Source organism: Kitasatospora aureofaciens (assembly GCF_019192735.1).
GTDB lineage: Bacteria > Actinomycetota > Actinomycetes > Streptomycetales > Streptomycetaceae > Kitasatospora > Kitasatospora aureofaciens_A.
This window is the reverse complement of sequence record NZ_JAHTKP010000013.1, coordinates 1-14,392: the sequence shown is the minus strand read 5'-3', so window position 1 is coordinate 14,392 and position 14,392 is coordinate 1. Positions and strand designations below refer to the sequence as shown.

Annotated in this window: 13 protein-coding genes; 7 read left to right on the top strand and 6 right to left on the bottom strand. The window is 72.0% G+C overall.

The features are described 5' to 3' along the window. Window positions 1–23 precede the first annotated feature (23 nt). Window positions 24–725, top strand: coding sequence for a bifunctional DNA primase/polymerase (locus tag KV557_RS15805; protein ID WP_308129930.1), 702 nt, complete (start codon window positions 24–26; stop codon window positions 723–725). A 426-nt stretch (window positions 726–1,151) separates the two neighbouring features. Here KV557_RS15805 and KV557_RS15800 read toward each other — a convergent pair whose 3' ends face one another. Then, window positions 1,152–1,844 carry a metal-dependent transcriptional regulator gene (locus KV557_RS15800; RefSeq protein ID WP_218200637.1) on the bottom strand — a complete coding sequence of 231 codons (693 nt, stop codon included), beginning with the start codon at window positions 1,842–1,844 and terminating at the stop codon, window positions 1,152–1,154. A gap of 221 nt (window positions 1,845–2,065) precedes the next feature. Here KV557_RS15800 and KV557_RS15795 point away from each other — a divergent pair, with 221 nt between their 5' ends. The 3 genes from KV557_RS15795 (at window position 2,066) to KV557_RS15785 (ending at window position 4,817) form a co-directional block, all read left to right on the top strand. Beyond that, a complete protein-coding gene (locus KV557_RS15795; protein ID WP_218200635.1) occupies window positions 2,066–2,830 on the top strand; it encodes an SIS domain-containing protein in 765 nt (254 codons plus the stop codon). 172 nt (window positions 2,831–3,002) lie between these two features. Further along, window positions 3,003–3,911 (top strand): DUF4231 domain-containing protein, encoded by a 909-nt coding sequence (locus KV557_RS15790; protein WP_218200632.1) that lies wholly within the window; start codon window positions 3,003–3,005, stop codon window positions 3,909–3,911. 51 nt (window positions 3,912–3,962) lie between these two features. Beyond that, window positions 3,963–4,817 carry an alpha/beta fold hydrolase gene (locus KV557_RS15785; RefSeq protein WP_218200913.1) on the top strand — a complete coding sequence of 285 codons (855 nt, stop codon included), beginning with the start codon at window positions 3,963–3,965 and terminating at the stop codon, window positions 4,815–4,817. On the opposite strand, the gene KV557_RS15780 is transcribed toward KV557_RS15785, so the two are convergent. Genes KV557_RS15780 through KV557_RS15770 form a run of 3 tightly spaced genes read right to left on the bottom strand, consistent with a single transcriptional unit; the run spans window position 4,814 to window position 11,269 of the window. Next, entirely contained in the window at window positions 4,814–5,782 is a 969-nt protein-coding gene (locus KV557_RS15780; protein WP_218200631.1) for a 2-hydroxyacid dehydrogenase, read from the bottom strand. The two genes, KV557_RS15785 and KV557_RS15780, sit on opposite strands and share 4 nt — an antisense overlap. Before the next feature lie 28 nt (window positions 5,783–5,810). Beyond that, entirely contained in the window at window positions 5,811–9,818 is a 4,008-nt protein-coding gene (fxsT, locus tag KV557_RS15775; RefSeq protein WP_218200629.1) for an FxSxx-COOH system tetratricopeptide repeat protein, read from the bottom strand. Beyond that, window positions 9,815–11,269, bottom strand: a complete 1,455-nt coding sequence (locus KV557_RS15770; protein ID WP_218200627.1) for a TIR-like protein FxsC — start codon at window positions 11,267–11,269, stop codon at window positions 9,815–9,817. The genes fxsT and KV557_RS15770 overlap by 4 nt, the downstream gene beginning before the upstream one ends. Window positions 11,270–11,536: 267 nt before the next feature. Between KV557_RS15770 and KV557_RS15765 the strand changes: the two genes are divergently transcribed. Next, window positions 11,537–12,355, top strand: a complete 819-nt coding sequence (locus tag KV557_RS15765) for an alpha/beta fold hydrolase (protein WP_218200626.1) — start codon at window positions 11,537–11,539, stop codon at window positions 12,353–12,355. 159 nt (window positions 12,356–12,514) lie between these two features. On the opposite strand, the gene KV557_RS15760 is transcribed toward KV557_RS15765, so the two are convergent. Continuing rightward, window positions 12,515–12,766, bottom strand: a complete 252-nt coding sequence (locus tag KV557_RS15760) for a hypothetical protein (RefSeq protein WP_218200624.1) — start codon at window positions 12,764–12,766, stop codon at window positions 12,515–12,517. After that, window positions 12,763–13,131, bottom strand: coding sequence for an ATP-binding protein (locus tag KV557_RS15755; protein ID WP_218200622.1), 369 nt, complete (start codon window positions 13,129–13,131; stop codon window positions 12,763–12,765). Before KV557_RS15755 ends, KV557_RS15760 begins: the two co-directional genes overlap by 4 nt. 152 nt (window positions 13,132–13,283) lie before the next feature. On the opposite strand from KV557_RS15755, the gene KV557_RS15750 reads away from it, so the two are divergent. Continuing rightward, window positions 13,284–14,153, top strand: coding sequence for a helix-turn-helix domain-containing protein (locus KV557_RS15750; RefSeq protein WP_218200620.1), 870 nt, complete (start codon window positions 13,284–13,286; stop codon window positions 14,151–14,153). A gap of 2 nt (window positions 14,154–14,155) precedes the next feature. After that, window positions 14,156–14,350, top strand: coding sequence for a DUF397 domain-containing protein (locus KV557_RS15745; RefSeq protein ID WP_218200618.1), 195 nt, complete (start codon window positions 14,156–14,158; stop codon window positions 14,348–14,350). The last annotated feature ends 42 nt before the right edge of the window (window positions 14,351–14,392 follow it).

Genomic DNA, 14,392 nt, shown 5'->3' with positions numbered 1-14,392 from the left:
TAGTTGAGCACCGCGTGGAAGACATCCCCGACTCCCCCGACCAGGGCAAGAACGCCGGACTGCCCCCGCTGCTCATCGAAGCCGTCAGCTACGCCGAATCCCGCCACTGGGAGGTCGCCCCGGGCGCCTGGCTGATCGACGGCGACGGCCCCGCCCGCTGCTCCTGCGGCGACCCGCGCTGCCCGCTGCCCGGCGCCCACCCGCTGGACGCGGACTGGGCCCGCAAGGCGAGCGCGGGGCCGGGGGCGGTACGGCGCTGGTGGACCGAGCGGCCGCAGGCCTCCATCCTGCTGCCCACCGGCCGTTCCTTCGACGTCCTGGACGTCCCGGAGACGGCCGGGTGCCTGGCGCTGGCCCGGATGGAGCGGATGGATCTGCAGCTCGGCCCGGTCGTGGTCCTGCCCGCCTCGCCGGGACGGGTCGGCCGGCGGCTGCACTTCCTGGTCCTGCCCGGGGTCGCGGCCAAGCTGCCGGAGATGCTCCGCAAGCTCGGCTGGCCGCCGGGCCGGCTCGACCTGGTCGCCCGCGGCGAGGGGGACTGGACGGTCGCCCCGCCGTCCCGGATCGGCAGCACCGGGTACGCCCAGTGGGCCCGCTCCCCCTCCGCGCTCAACCGCTGGCTGCCGGACGCCGCCGAGCTGATCAGCCCGCTGGCGTACGCGTGCGGGCGCGAGGCTCCCGCGGTCCACCCCCAGCCCGCGCAGCCGGCGGCGGCTGTGCGCTGAGGCGGAGTCGCCGCCCCCCCCTAACGGCCGCTCTACGCCTATCGGGTGAGGGCGCGCGCCGCGCGACACAACGCGCACGAGTGACGGGCCTTGTCTCCCACCGGAGACAGGGCCCGTCATACGCATGTGCGGATAAGGCCAGGAAATACCCGCTGCTCAACCGTGAAAGCCCCTCGTACGAGTGACAGCGCTCAAGGATTACCAAGATCGGCCGAGGGGAGGAATTGCGGTGCGAGGGGACGCCGGAAGGGACGCTCGGACGGGGAAGCCGGGCGGGGCGGTGGAGGGGAAACCGGGAGGGAGCGGAGGGGACGGGAGGGAAGAGGGGGACGGAGGGGAACCGGAGGGGACGGGGAGGCGAAAGGGCCCGCTGCACGGGGAGCAGCGGGCCCTTCTCGTCGCACTTGTTCTTCGTTCGGTTGCCGCTCAGGCCTGGGCGACGAAGACGTGCTGCGCGATGTCCTTGCCCAGCTCCGCCGCGTTCTCGCCGGTGCCCACCAGGACGCCGCCGACGCCGGTGCTCACCTTGACCGTGGAGCCCGGCCGGACCCCGGCCCGGCGCAGCGTGCGCATCAGGTCCTCGTCGGTCTGGATCGGCTCGCCGATCCGGCGGACGATGACGCTGGCGCCGTCCTCGCCCGGCTTGACCGAGTCCAGCGGCACGAGCGCGGCGTCGAAGCCCTCGCCCTCGGCCTTGGCGTCGCCCAGCTCGTCCAGGCCCGGGATCGGGTTGCCGTACGGGGACTGGGTCGGGTGGCCGAGCATGGCGAGCACCTTGCGCTCGACCGTCTCGCTCATCACGTGCTCCCAGCGGCACGCCTCCTCGTGCACCTGCTCCCACTCCAGGCCGATCACGTCGACCAGCAGGCACTCGGCGATGCGGTGCTTGCGCATGACGCGCACCGCGAGCCGGCGGCCCTCCTCGGTGAGCTCCAGGTGACGGTCCCCGGCGACCTGGAGCAGCCCGTCGCGCTCCATCCGGCCGACCGTCTGGCTGACCGTGGGGCCGCTCTGCTCCAGGCGCTCGGCGATCCGGGCGCGCATCGGGGTGATGCCCTCCTCCTCCAGCTCCAGGATGGTGCGAAGGTACATCTCTGTGGTGTCGATCAGCCCAGACATCGCCGCTGGCTCCGTTCCTCGGTGTCCTCACCGCCAATTCTGACGTACCGCGCCGACAACCGGGCCCGCGCAGGTGCTTCCGATACCGGTTTTCGTTCCTGTTGACAGCGGTGCCGCCGAGGTACCACGGTGCTCGCCGTAGCTTTCTCCACTGGCGGTCTGGACCACCCCGGCCGTCCCACCCGGCCGGCTCCCTCACCGGCAGAGAGCGGAGGCAACAGATGAACGACCTGGTCGGCCGGTACTTCGACGCCGCGATCGCCCACCTCCAGCGGGTCCGCGAGGAGGAGGCCGACACCATCGAGGCCGCCGCCGCGCTGCTCGCCGAGGCGATCGCCGAGGGCCGCCGGGTCTTCGCCTTCGGCGCCGGGCACTCCTCGCTGCCCGCCCAGGACGTGGTCTACCGGGCCGGCGGGCTGGTCCCGGTGAACCTGCTGAACGTCCCCGGGATGGCCGGGGTGACGGTGATGCCCGCGCCGTTGGCCAGCGCGCTGGAGCGGGTCTCCGGCCTGGCCACCACGAGCCTGGACCTGACCCCGGCGACGGCGGGCGACGTGCTGTTCGTGATCTCGCTGTCCGGCCGCCAGATCATGCCGGTCGAGCTGGCCCGGTACGCCCGGGACCGCGGCCTGAAGGTGATCGGGGTGACCTCGCTCGCCTACCCGGGCGAGGTGCCCTCGGCGCACCCGTCCGGGACGTATCTGAAGGACAACTGCGACGTGGTGCTGGACAGCAAGATCGCGGTCGGCGACGGCGAGCTGACCCACCCGGCCGCCGAGACCACGTTCGGCCCGGTCTCCACCATCGTCACCAGCGCGCTGATGCAGGCCGTGGTGGCCTCGGCGGTCGGCCGCCTGGCCGACGCGGCGGCGGCCGGCACGGGCGACGCCCCGCCGCTGTTCCGCTCGGGCAACGTGCCGGGCGGGACGGAGTGGAACATCAAGCAGATGAGCGACAACGCCGAGCGGATCTTCTACACGTACTGACGGTCAGCGCCGCCCGGCCGCCCGCCGGACAACCACCGGGGCTTCCCGGCCATTGCGGGCGGCCCGGGCGGGCGGCAGGCGTACCCGGGAGCGCGTCGGGGCAGGAGAGCGGTGCGACCGGAGCGACGGGTGGGGGCCGAAGATGGCGTCGGGTGCGGGGCGGACCGGGTGGGTGCGGGAGCGCGATCTGCTGCCCGAGCTGTTCTGGACCGCCGATTCGGCCTCGCTGCAGGGCCAGCGCCGCTCGGTCGTCCTCTCCGCCTGGGAGCTGATCCTCCTCGCCGTCGCCGCCGCGACCGGATCCGCCGACGGCGCGCCGTGGGCCTGGCCGGCCGCCGTCGCCTACCTCGGCGCGATCGCCCTCGCCGTGGTGATCAGCCGGCAGAACCCGCAGGGCCTCTGGTACGAGGGCCGGGCCGCCGCCGAGTCCGTCAAGACGCTGGCCTGGAAGTTCGCCGTCCGGGCCGACGCCTACCGGCCGCCGCCGCGCACCCTGCCGGACGCCGAGGGCCTGTACCGCTTCCAGCTCGGCCGGGTGCTGGGGGCATTCCGCGGCAGCCGGGTGATCGGGCCGGGCAGAGGCACGGAGCTCGCCGGGATCACAGAGGCGATGCGCCGCCTGCGCGAGCAGCCGCTCGCCGTGCGCCGCGAGGTGTACCTGCGGGAGCGGATCCAGGTGCAGCAGGAGTGGTACCGCTCGAAGTCCCGCTACTGCGCCCGGGCCGGCCACTGGACGGGCGTGCTGGGCGTGGTGCTCCCGGCACTCGGGCTGGTGCTGGCGGTGCTGCGGGCGCTCGGCGCGTTCACCTACGACGCACTCGGCACGGTCTCGGCGGTGGCCGCCTCGGTCACCGCGTGGGCGCAGCTGCGGCAGTACGCGCCGCTGGCCGCCGCGTACGGGCTGGCCGCCGACGAGCTGGAGCTGATCCGGCACCAACTGACCGCGCTGGACCTGGAGTCGGCCGACGCCGAGGAGATCTGGGCCCGGCTGGCCCGGGACGCCGAGGACGCGGTGTCCCGCGAGCACACCACCTGGCAGGCCCGCCGGGAGATCCGCACCACCACCGACCGGGAGCATTGACCCGGGAGCACTGATCCGGGACCACTGAGGAGGCCGCGCGTGTCGTTACGGATGGTGAAGTCGGCGGACGGCCGCGCGCTCGCCGTGGAGTCCCTGGGCGACCCGCGCGGCCGTCCGGTGTTCCTGCTGCACGGCATGCCCGGCAGCCGGGTCGGCCCGCATCCGCGCAGCACGGTGCTGTACCGGCTGGGCGTGCGGCTGATCTCGTACGACCGGCCCGGCTACGGCGATTCGACCCGGCTGCCGGGGCGCCGGGTGAGCGCGGCGGCGGCGGACGTGCGGACCATCGCGGACGACCTCGGGCTGGGGGACTTCGCGGTGCTCGGCCGCTCGGGCGGCGGCCCGCACGCGCTGGCCTGCGCGGCGCTGCTGCCGGAGCGGGTCACCCGGGTGGCGGTACTCGTCGGTCTGGCGCCGCGGAACGCGACCGGCCTGGACTGGTACGCCGGGATGACCCCGTCGAACGTCCGCGCCTACCGGGAGGCCGAGCGCGGGCACGACCGGATCGCGGACGCGATGGAGTTCCGGTCCCAGCAGATCAAGAGCGACCCGGTCCGGCTGCTGAAGGGGCTGCGGCCCGAACTGTCGCCCGCCGACCGGGAGGTGGTGGCCGACAGCGGGCTGCGGCGGATGCTGCAGAGCAACTACCGGGAGGCGTTCCGGCACGGCGCCGACGGCTGGATCGACGACGTGCTGGCGTTCACCGCCGACTGGGGCTTCAAGGTCGAGGACATCGCGGTGCCGAGCTGGCTCTGGCACGGCGCGGACGACCAGTTCTCCCCGGTCGACCACTCCCGCTGGCTGGCCGACCACATCCCGGGCGCCGAGCTCTTCCTGCAGCCCGGCGCCGCGCACTTCGGCGCCTTCCGGGTGCTGACCACCGCCCTGGCGTGGGCGGCCGGCTAAGGCTTCACGGGCGTCACAGGCTCGTTCCCCGCCAGCACGGCCAGGATGTTGTCCACCGCGAGGCCGCCCATCGCCTGCCGGGTCCGGACGGTGGCGCTGCCGAGGTGCGGAGCCAGTACGGCGCGCTCCTGGGCGAGCAGCGCGGACGGGACGGCCGGCTCGTGCTCGAAGTTGTCGACGGCCGCGGCGAACAGTGCGCCGGACTCCAGCGCCGCCGCCAGCGCCTCCTCGTCCACCACGCCCGCCGTCATGCTGACCACCACCGCCCCGCGCGGCAGCTGCGCCAGCCGCCGGGCGTCCAGCAGGTGCCGGGTGGCGGCGCTGAGCGGGCAGGTGACGACCAGCACGGTCGAGGTGGCGAGCAGCTCGTCCAGGGGCTTCCAGGTGGCGCCGTCGGCCTGCTCGGGCGGCAGCTCGCTGCGGTTGTGGTAGCTGACCGGCATGTCGAAGGCCCGGGCCCGGCGGGCGACCGCCTGCCCGATCCGGCCCATGCCGAGGATGCCGAGCGGGGTGCCGGCCAACTCCAGGCCGAGCAGGAGGTTGGGCGCCCACACCCACGGGCGCCCGGAGCGCAGCAGCCGCTCGCCCTCGCCGAGCCGGCGGGTGGCGGCGAGCAGCAGCGCCCAGGTCATGTCGGCGGTGGCGGTGGTGAGCACGCCGGGGGTGTTGCTGACCAGCACACCGCGTTCGGCGCAGGCGGCGAGGTCGATGTTGTGGTGGCCGACGGCGTGGTTGGCAACGATCCGAAGCCCGGGGCCGGCCGCGTCCAGGAACTCGGCGTCCACCCGGTCGCCCAGGGTGGTGAGGACGGCCCGCCGGCCGCGCACGGCGGCGAGCAGCTCCGGCCGGGGCATCGACTGGTCGGAGTCGTGGCAGGTGACGGCGTGGTGTGCGGTGAGCCGTTCGATCACCCCGGGCGCAAGACGGCGGGTGACCAGGACCGGGGGCGGGGGCTGCTCGCTCATAGGCCCGCAGCGTACCCGCCCCCGCCCGCTAGACCGGCTGCGGTTCGAGGTCGCGGTTGATCCGCTTCCAGCCGCGCGCCGACATCGTGTTGGGGTGCTCCTCGCCGAACTGCCGGATCAGCTCGGCGATCGACCGGGCCCGCAGTTCGGCGGCCTGGGCGTGCCGGCCGGCCGCCCGCAGGGTGATCGCCAGGTTGGCCTCGCAGGCGACCGCGTCGGGGTGCCTGGGCGTGTAGCGGGTGCACAGGCCGGCGTAGGCGGCGCGGCCCAGGTCCTCGGCGCGCTGGATCTGGCCGTCCTCCCCGTACGCGTTGGCCAGGTTGATCACCGCGTTGAGGGTGTACGGGTGCTCAGCACCGACCGAGCGGGTCAGCCCGTCGACGGTGGCCCGGCCGCGTTCGATGGCGCCCTCGACGTCGCCGCTGCCGCGCAGGTAGATGCCGAGGTTGTTGGCGCAGGCCAGGGTGAACGGGTGCTCGTCGCCGAACAGCCGCCGGTGGCCCTCGAAGACGGTGGCGCACAGGTCGCGGGCGGTCTCCTTGTCGCCCGAGGCGCTGTGGTCGGCGGCCAGGTTGAGCGCACAGGCGAGCGCGTCGGGCGCGTCGGCGCCGTAGCGCTCCAGGTAGCGCTCGTAGGTCTCCTTGGTGATGCGGCGGGCCTCGGCGAGCTGGCCGATCCGGCGCAGCGAGACGGCCAGCGACTTGGCGTTGCGCAGGTTCTCCGGCAGGTCGGGGTCGAGCACGTCGCCGAGGTCGGCGGTGACCTCCTGGAGGAGCTCCACCGAGCCCTGGTAGTCGCCGAGTTCGCGCAGGTCGCGGGCGAGGTTGGACTTGGTGGAGAGGGTGTACGGGTGCTTGGGGCCGAGCACGGCGGTGCGCCGGTCGAGGGTCTCCTGGTCGAGTTCGCGGGCGAGTTCGCTCTCGCCGACCAGCCGGTAGTCGATCGCCAGGTTGTTGGCCATGGCGAGCGTGCGCGGGTGGTCATCGCCGAACAACTCGCGGAACTGGGACAGGATTTCGCGGTCGAGTTCGAGCGCCGCCTGGAACCGGCCGAGCGCCCGGCGGTCCGCGCCGAGCGAGCCTGCGGTCATCAGGGTGTACGCGTGGTGCTCGCCGAGCAGCTCCCGCTGACGCTCCAGGGTGTCCTCGTCCAGGGCCAGTGCCTCGGCGTAGTTGCCCTGCGAGCGGAGGACGTTGGCGAGCTGGAAGCGCAGCAGCAGGGTCTGCCGGTCGCCCTCGCCGAGCTTGCGGGTCCACTCGGTGTCGAGCGCGTGGCCGAGGTCGCGGGCGCGGTCGAGTTCGCCGCGCTTCCACAGGTAGCGGACGCGGTCGATGAGCAGCTGCCGGGTGTCCGCCTCGTCGCAGTTGTGCGCCTTGGACGGCGACAGGTGCGGCCAGATCTCGTCGAAGGCGGGCCAGTTGGCCGGGTCGTCGGTGTCGCCGAGGACGGGCCGGGCGCCGGTGAGGATGCGGTGCACCTCGTGGACGGCGACCTCCTGCTCCTCGTCGCTCATCTCGGCCCGGATCACCGCCTGGACGAGCCGGTGCACCTGGAAGCTGTTGCTGCCGGCGTCCACCTTGGCCAGCGCGTACCGGCCGATCGCCTGGATCACCTTGCCCAGCATGAACTTGTCGCTGAGGTCGGCGTCGTACCTCACCAGCGCCCGGATCATCTGGTCGCTGTAGAACAGGTTCATCGAGATCGGCTCGGGCGCGAAGAACGCGCACAGCTGGAGCAGCCGGACGGCGGCCGGGGACTGCTGGCGCAGCCGGCCGATCGAGACGTTCCAGGTGGCGCCGACCGGGGTCGGGTAGTCGGCCGGGCGGGCGACGGCCAGCGCGCGGGCGGCCTCGGCGTGCAGCTGGGCGACGTACGTCTCGACCGGGGTGCCGGTGGTGTCCAGCCACGCGGCGGCGACCTCGACGGCGAGCGGCAGGTCGCCGACCGCCTCGGCGACCCGGTCGGCGTCCGGGCGGGACAGTCCGCGGGCCCGCCGGCACAGGTGCTCGACGCTCTCGCCGCGGGTGAAGACGTCGACCTCCAGCGCCTCGGCGTGCCCGCTCCAGGCCTGGTTGCGGGAGGTGACCAGGATGTGGCCGGAGCCGCCGGGGAAGAACCGACGGATCTCGGCCGGCTCGTCGGCGTTGTCGAAGATCAGCAGCCAGCGAGAGGTGGGCACACCGCGGCGCAGCGCCTCGCGGGCGGCCTCGGCGGCCTCGGTGACGGAGTCGCCGACCCGCAGGCCGAGGCGCCGGGCGAGGTCGGCGAGCGCCGGGGCGACGAGTTCGGTCTGCTCGGCGTCGATCCACCACACCAGGTCGTAGTCGGACATGAAGCGGTGCGCGTACTCCAGCGCGACCTGGGTCTTGCCGACGCCGCCGAGCCCGTACAGCGTCTGCGGGGTGGGCAGCACGGCCGCCATGCCGCCGCGCAGCTGGTTGCGCAGCTGCTCCAGGACGGCGGCGCGGCCGGTGAAGGAGGGGTTGCGCGGCGGCACGTCCCACACCGACGGCTTGCTGCCGGGGAAGCGCGGCCCGCCGCTGGCGGGCTCGGCGAGCGCGACGTCGCCGCGGCCGAGCGCGCGCAGCAGGGTCTGCACGGACTGCGCCTCGTCGCGGCCGACCAGGTCGACCGGGTTGCGGTTGCTGAACGGCGCGGTGAGCCGGACGTCGCCGACCCGGACCGGAACGAGCTGGCGCCGGGTGCCGGACGGGTCGGAGCTGACCACGGACTCCCACAGCGCCCGGGCCTGCGGCGAGCGCTGGTAGGCGGGCGAGAGCACGGCGACCGTCCGGTAGGCGGCGTCGATGCCGCGCTCGGTCTCCTCGCGCGGGTCGGTGCCGGCGCTGAGGTCCCGGGGCAGCACCCGGAAGCCGGCCCGGGTCAGCACGGACTCGATCCAGTCCGCCCACATCCGGTCCTCGGGCACGTAGGACAGGTAGAGGTCGGCGGGCACGGACGGGCGGCGGCGGGTGAACGCGTCCACGTAGCGCAGCCGCACCTCCTCGTCGACCGGCGGCAGCCCGGTGATCCGGCCCTCGGTGATCACCGAGGTCAGCCGCTCGCAGGCGGCGAGCATCGAGGTGGGGGTGCCGGTCTGGTCGCCGAAGGTGGCGAGGATCTCCTCGTAGGCGTAGAACGGCCGGTACGGGATCTCCACCGAGCCCCAGTACTGGGCGAGTTCCTCGCCGTTGAGGCCGGCCGGCAGGCCGTCGAAGCGGACCCGGGCGAGCGCCCGGCCGGCGTCGGCCTTCTCCTTCTCGCCCTCGTCGATGCGCATCGGCACGGGCAGGATGCGGATGCCGCGGTCGCGGTAGCGGTCGTGGATGTGCTGGGCGATCCGGGAGGCGCCGTCGATGGACTGGTCGCTCAGGGTGAAGCAGACCACCAGGTCGTCGGGCATCTGGACGGTGCAGATCTCGGCGATGTCGGACAGGCCGGTGCGGGAGTCGATCAGCACGTAGTCGTAGCGCTTGGCCATGTCGGCCTTGAGGGCGTCGAAGAACTGCCCGCCGTCGAACCGGTCGTAGAAGATGTCCCAGTCGAGGTGGGTGACGGCCTCCGAGTAGTCCCGGTTGAACTGGCCGGCCGACAGGAAGTCCAGGCTGCCGCCGCGCGGGAACAGCGGCCAGGACAGCGACAGCGCGTGCGGGTGCACCCGGGCGAAGTCGAGGTGCCAGCCCTCCGCGTGCTCGACCGGGCGCAGCGCCTCCTCGCGGTACTCGGCGATCAGGTCCATCATCCCGGTGGTGCCGGCGAGCGAGGCCGGGTCCAGGAAGGGGTGGAAGAACTTGGCCAGGCCGGGCGCCTCCAGGTCCCAGTCCACGGTGAGCACCCGAAAGCCGTTGGCCGCCAGGATCCAGGCGGTGTTGGCGAGCGCCATGGTGCGCCCGGTGCCGCCCTTGTAGGAGTAGAAGGTGATGATCCGGCCTTCGCGGTCCTGCTCCTCCGCCTGGCGCCGGGCCTCGCGCTGGGCGGCCAGGTCGGCGACGGTGAGGCCCCCGATGCGGAGGTTCCTGGTGGTGTTGTCACTCATCTGGGTCCTCCCACGGGCGCCATCCGGTAGCCGGGGTCGTCGGGGTCGTCACGGTCTGGGTGGTTCTCGTGGTTGGGGCGGTTCTCGTGGTCCAGGTGGTTCTCGTGGTCCAGGTGGTTCTCGTGGTCCAGGTGGTTCTCGCGGTCCAGGTGGTTCTCGCGGTCCAGGTGGTTCTCGCGGTCGAAGGGATCCGAACCCGAATCACGCCGGAACGCGTCCCGCAGGCTGGGCCGCGGTGGCGGCGGATCCTCCGGCTCGGCCCGGGTCCGGCCCTCGAAGGCGTACTTGGCCTTCATCGCGGCCCGGGGCAGCGCGTCGTCGAACTCGTCCAGGGTGGCCAGTCCGGACGATCCGCCGGTCGCGCCGAGGAAGCTCGGCCGGCTCGCCCGGCGGGTGATCCGCAGCGTCCGGTCGCTCAGCTCGCCGAGTTCGCGCTCCTGGTCCTCGCACTCCGGGTCGTCCAGGTTCCACGGCTCCAGGACGCTCACCCAGGTGGCGTCCGCGCGGTCGAAGCGCCGCACCAGCTCGCGGCGCCGCTCGTCGCGCAGCGCCCACCGGTCCAGGAGCAGCAGGCCGGGTGCGGCGGCCTCGCCGCCGATGATCGCCTCGGCCTCGTCGTCGAACTCGTGCACGGTCGGCTGGAATCCCAACTGCCGGGCCAGCCGCACCGCGTGCTGCGCGATCGGGGAGCCGGCCGGACGGTACGGATGCCAGTCGGTACGCTTGGCGCCGTAGAAGTCGGGGCTGCGGTCCTCCGGCAACTCGCCCTGATGGTAGGAGAGTACGGAGATCCGCAGCTGCTTCGTCGGCGCGGTGACGTTGAACGCGCTCGGCAGCCCGTTGAAGTCGAGCCGCCGCCCGACCGGGATCACCGTCTCCTCCGCCACCTGCACGATCCGCGCCGCCAGCCGGTGCACGGCCAGCTCGTACGCGGACCGGAAGTAGGTGAGCTTCATCAGCGCGTACAGGCCCTCGGTGGCGTAGTCCGGCCCGAACCCGGCGTGGTTGAACTGCAGTTCGCTGGCCACCTCGGGCAGCCGGTAGCGGCTCATCGGCGCCCACAGGACGGGCACGATTCCGCTGGTGCGCTCCGAATCGATGTTCGCCGGGTACACCGGCCGGCGGGTGAACGCGTACCACTCCTGCCCGCACGGCACGCTGTTGAAGTAGCGCGGAGAGTACAGCGGGACGAACACCCGGCAGGTCGCCAGCTCCTCCGACAGCCGCTCCGCCCACAACTCGCCCTGGTGCATGGACTCGTCCATGAACCCCACCGGCATCCCGGCCCGCACGGTGGTGAGTTGCAGCACGGCCTCGCAGAGGTCGCGGTACAGCTGCCGCACCCAGTGGTTCGGGTCGCCCGCCCCCCGCGCGCCGGCCTTCGGCGTGTGGGCGTAGGAGAGGAAGAAGTACGGCCGGGCGTCGTCCTCGTCCCAGCCACGGTCGTTCACACGCGCCTCCCCCGGGCCCGTCGGCAACCTGGTTCCCGCAGCCCCCGTGCGCGGGGCTTCAGTGTAGGAACGACTGACGCCCCAATGGAATAGCACAACGACTCGCACGAATTGACATGACCGAAACGACCGGCCAAGTCCCCTCAGAGTACTGATAGGTGACTGATTCGCACCTCACCGCTCCTGGCCCATACTCGTGACCACCGACCACGGGAGCACCACCCGGCCCGTCAACACTCGCCAGCACTCACGACCAGGAGCCACGACATGCCGTTCTTCGACACCAACGACGGGGCCAGGCTCGCCTACGAGGACTACGGCACCGGCCGGCCCATCGTCTTCGTCGCCAGCTGGGCGCTCAACGCGGACATGTGGGAGTACCAGATCCCCTTCTTCGTCGAGCAGGGCTACCGCTGCATAGCCCTCGACCGCCGGGGCCACGGTCGCTCCGACCGCCCGTCCACCGGCTACGACATGGACACCACCGCCGACGACCTGGCCGCCCTGATCGAGCACCTCGACCTGCACGACGCCATCCTGGTCGGCCACTCCATGGGCGGCGCGGAGGTCGCCCACTACCTGGCCCGCCACGGTGAGTCGCGGGTCTCCCGGGCCGCCTTCGTCTCGGCCGCCCTCCCCTTCCTGCTACGCACCGAGGACAACCCGGGCGGCGCCCCGGAGGCAGCACTGGACGCGTTCACCGCCGCGTTCCGCAGCGACCGTCCGCAGTGGTTCGCCCGCCAGGCCCAGGTCTGGTTCGCCACCCACCTCGGCAACGACGTCTCGCCGGCCACCATCGACTGGATGATCGGCCAATGCCTCTCCGCCTCCCCGTGGGCGTCGCTGCACCTCTTCCAGTCGATGTTCCGCACCGACTTCCGTCCCGGCCTGCGCGAGATCACCGTCCCCACCCTGATCATCCACGGCGCCGCCGACTCCTCGGCCAACATCGACGTGACCGCCCGCCGCACGGCCCAGCTCATCCCCGACAACGTCTACAAGGAGTACCCGACAGCGAGCCACGGCCTCTTCATCACCCACAAGAACGAGCTGAACGCGGACCTGCTGGAGTTCTTCAAGGCCTGACTCTTCATCACTGCGTGGGCGGGCCCCGGCCGATCGGCCGGGGCCCGCGTGCCATGTCTGGCACCTATGCCCGGTCGCGGCAGTCCCGCAGCCGCCGGGAACGGGCCTGGCAGACACCACCGACGGCGGCGGCGAGGAGGATGAGGACCAGCATGCCCGTCACGGTCGGTTCCGGTGGCGCTTGTACTCGCGGATGAGCGCGAGGAGGTTGATCACGGTGCTGGCCGGGATGTTGCCGATGGCGACGAGGACGCGGCCGTTGAGGATGGTCTCGCCGGGCTGGGCGGAGGGCCAGAGGAGGCCGAACTCGCGGCCCTCGGTCCGGAGTTCGACGATCAGCTCGGTGATCTGCCGGCCGGCGAGGTGGCGGATGGCCGGGTCGGCGGGGTGGATGGGGTGGAGGGCGCTCACGCGACGCCGTCCAACTCGAACCAGACGCGCTTGCCGAGCTTCTGCGGCTCCGCGCCCCAGCGGTCGGTCAGGCCTTCGACCAGCTGGAGCCCTCTCCCGAACTCCGCGAGCCCGCTGGGCTTTCGCTGTTCGGGGAGGGCGGAGCTGCGGTCGGCGACGGTCACGCGGAGCGTGCCGTCGAGAATGACGACGAGGACCATGGGCGCGGCGGTGGCACCGTGCCGCCAGGCGTTCACGATCAGCTCGACGAGCGCGAGCTCGGCGTCACCGATGGCGGAGGAGTCGTACCCGGCGCACGCCATCGTTTCGCGCAACGCCTCGCGGGCCACGGTGAGGGAGGGGGAGTTGAGCATGGGGTTACACATGGGGAATCTCCCAGCGGTGTAGAGGAGGGGACACACCGGAGCTACGGTGCGTGATCCGACCGTAACGGAGATGGTCCAATGATGCAACACAAACTGTAATCTCACCTACACTGCCAGTAGAGATATAGCCGCCCTCGCAAGGAGGCACGCACGTGGGACTCAGGGCCGATGTCAGCGACCGACAGCGCCGCTTCGGCGAGGAGTTGCGCCGTCTACGCGATGCCGCAGGCGTGTCGGCACCGGAGATCGGCGCGATGATGGGCATGAAGGGGCCTGCCGTCAGCCACACCGAGGCCGGGCGACTGAGTCTCAACCTTGACCGCCTGCATATCTGGCTCAACGCCTGCCGAGTCACCGACCCGGACTACCGCGCCGCCCTGATCGCGATGAGCGAGAGCACAGGAAAGGGCTGGTGGACGAGCTACAGGGGCCTCGTAAAGCCCACTGCCCTCGACCTTGCCGAGGCCGAGGCGAGCGCTACGGCACTGGACAACTACGAGACCTTCCTGATCCCAGGTCTTCTCCAAACCAAGGCCTACAGCGAGATCATCCTCGAATACGCCGAGAAGAAGGTCGAGTTCCGCCGCAAGCGTCAGCAGGTCCTGGACCCTGAGAACGCGCCACCGCTCCGGGTTGTGATCCACGAAGCAGCGCTGCGGACGAACTACGGCGGGCCGAGAGTGATGAGGGATCAGCTGAACCACCTCATCGAGGTCGGGCAGCTGCCTCATGTGACGCTTCAGATCCTTCCATTCGACTGCACCGTGTACGCGGACACCGATACCCCGTTCATGCTGGTCGCAGGTCAACATCCCCGGCTGGACACCGTGCTGCTAGAACACCCGCACGGGTCATTCTTCATGGGCGATCCTGAAGGAGTGGCTGTGTTCCGGCGGAAGTTCGACCAGCTCACGAACCTGGCACTACCTCCGCTGGACGCCACCAAGCCCACGCCGTCGCCGGCATTTCGCGACTCGTCGGGCTTGATCCAGCACGTTCGCTACACGATCCAAGGTAGGTAGCCATGAGCCAGTACGCCTGGCAGAAGTCGAGCTTCAGCGGCACTAACGCCAACTGCGTCGAGATCGCCACAGACGGCGACCTCATCTACATCCGCGAATCCGATGATCCCTCCACCATCATCACCACCACCCGCACCAAGCTCCACGCCTGGATCCGCGGCGCCAAGGCCGGCGAGTTCGACCACTTCACCGCCTGACCCACATGGAGCGGCGGCTCCCGCGAGCTCGCGGGAGCCGCC

Bases quoted from the DNA above. Each gene is read 5' to 3' on its own strand.
- KV557_RS15800 (WP_218200637.1), bottom strand. From the start codon at position 1,844: ATGTCTGGGCTGATCGACACCACAGAGATGTACCTTCGCACCATCCTG.
- KV557_RS15795 (WP_218200635.1), top strand. From the start codon at position 2,066: ATGAACGACCTGGTCGGCCGGTACTTCGACGCCGCGATCGCCCACCTC.
- KV557_RS15780 (WP_218200631.1), bottom strand. From the start codon at position 5,782: ATGAGCGAGCAGCCCCCGCCCCCGGTCCTGGTCACCCGCCGTCTTGCG.
- fxsT (WP_218200629.1), bottom strand. From the start codon at position 9,818: ATGAGTGACAACACCACCAGGAACCTCCGCATCGGGGGCCTCACCGTC.
- KV557_RS15785 (WP_218200913.1), top strand. From the start codon at position 3,963: ATGGTGAAGTCGGCGGACGGCCGCGCGCTCGCCGTGGAGTCCCTGGGC.
- KV557_RS15765 (WP_218200626.1), top strand. From the start codon at position 11,537: ATGCCGTTCTTCGACACCAACGACGGGGCCAGGCTCGCCTACGAGGAC.
- KV557_RS15745 (WP_218200618.1), top strand. From the start codon at position 14,156: ATGAGCCAGTACGCCTGGCAGAAGTCGAGCTTCAGCGGCACTAACGCC.
- KV557_RS15755 (WP_218200622.1), bottom strand. From the start codon at position 13,131: ATGTGTAACCCCATGCTCAACTCCCCCTCCCTCACCGTGGCCCGCGAG.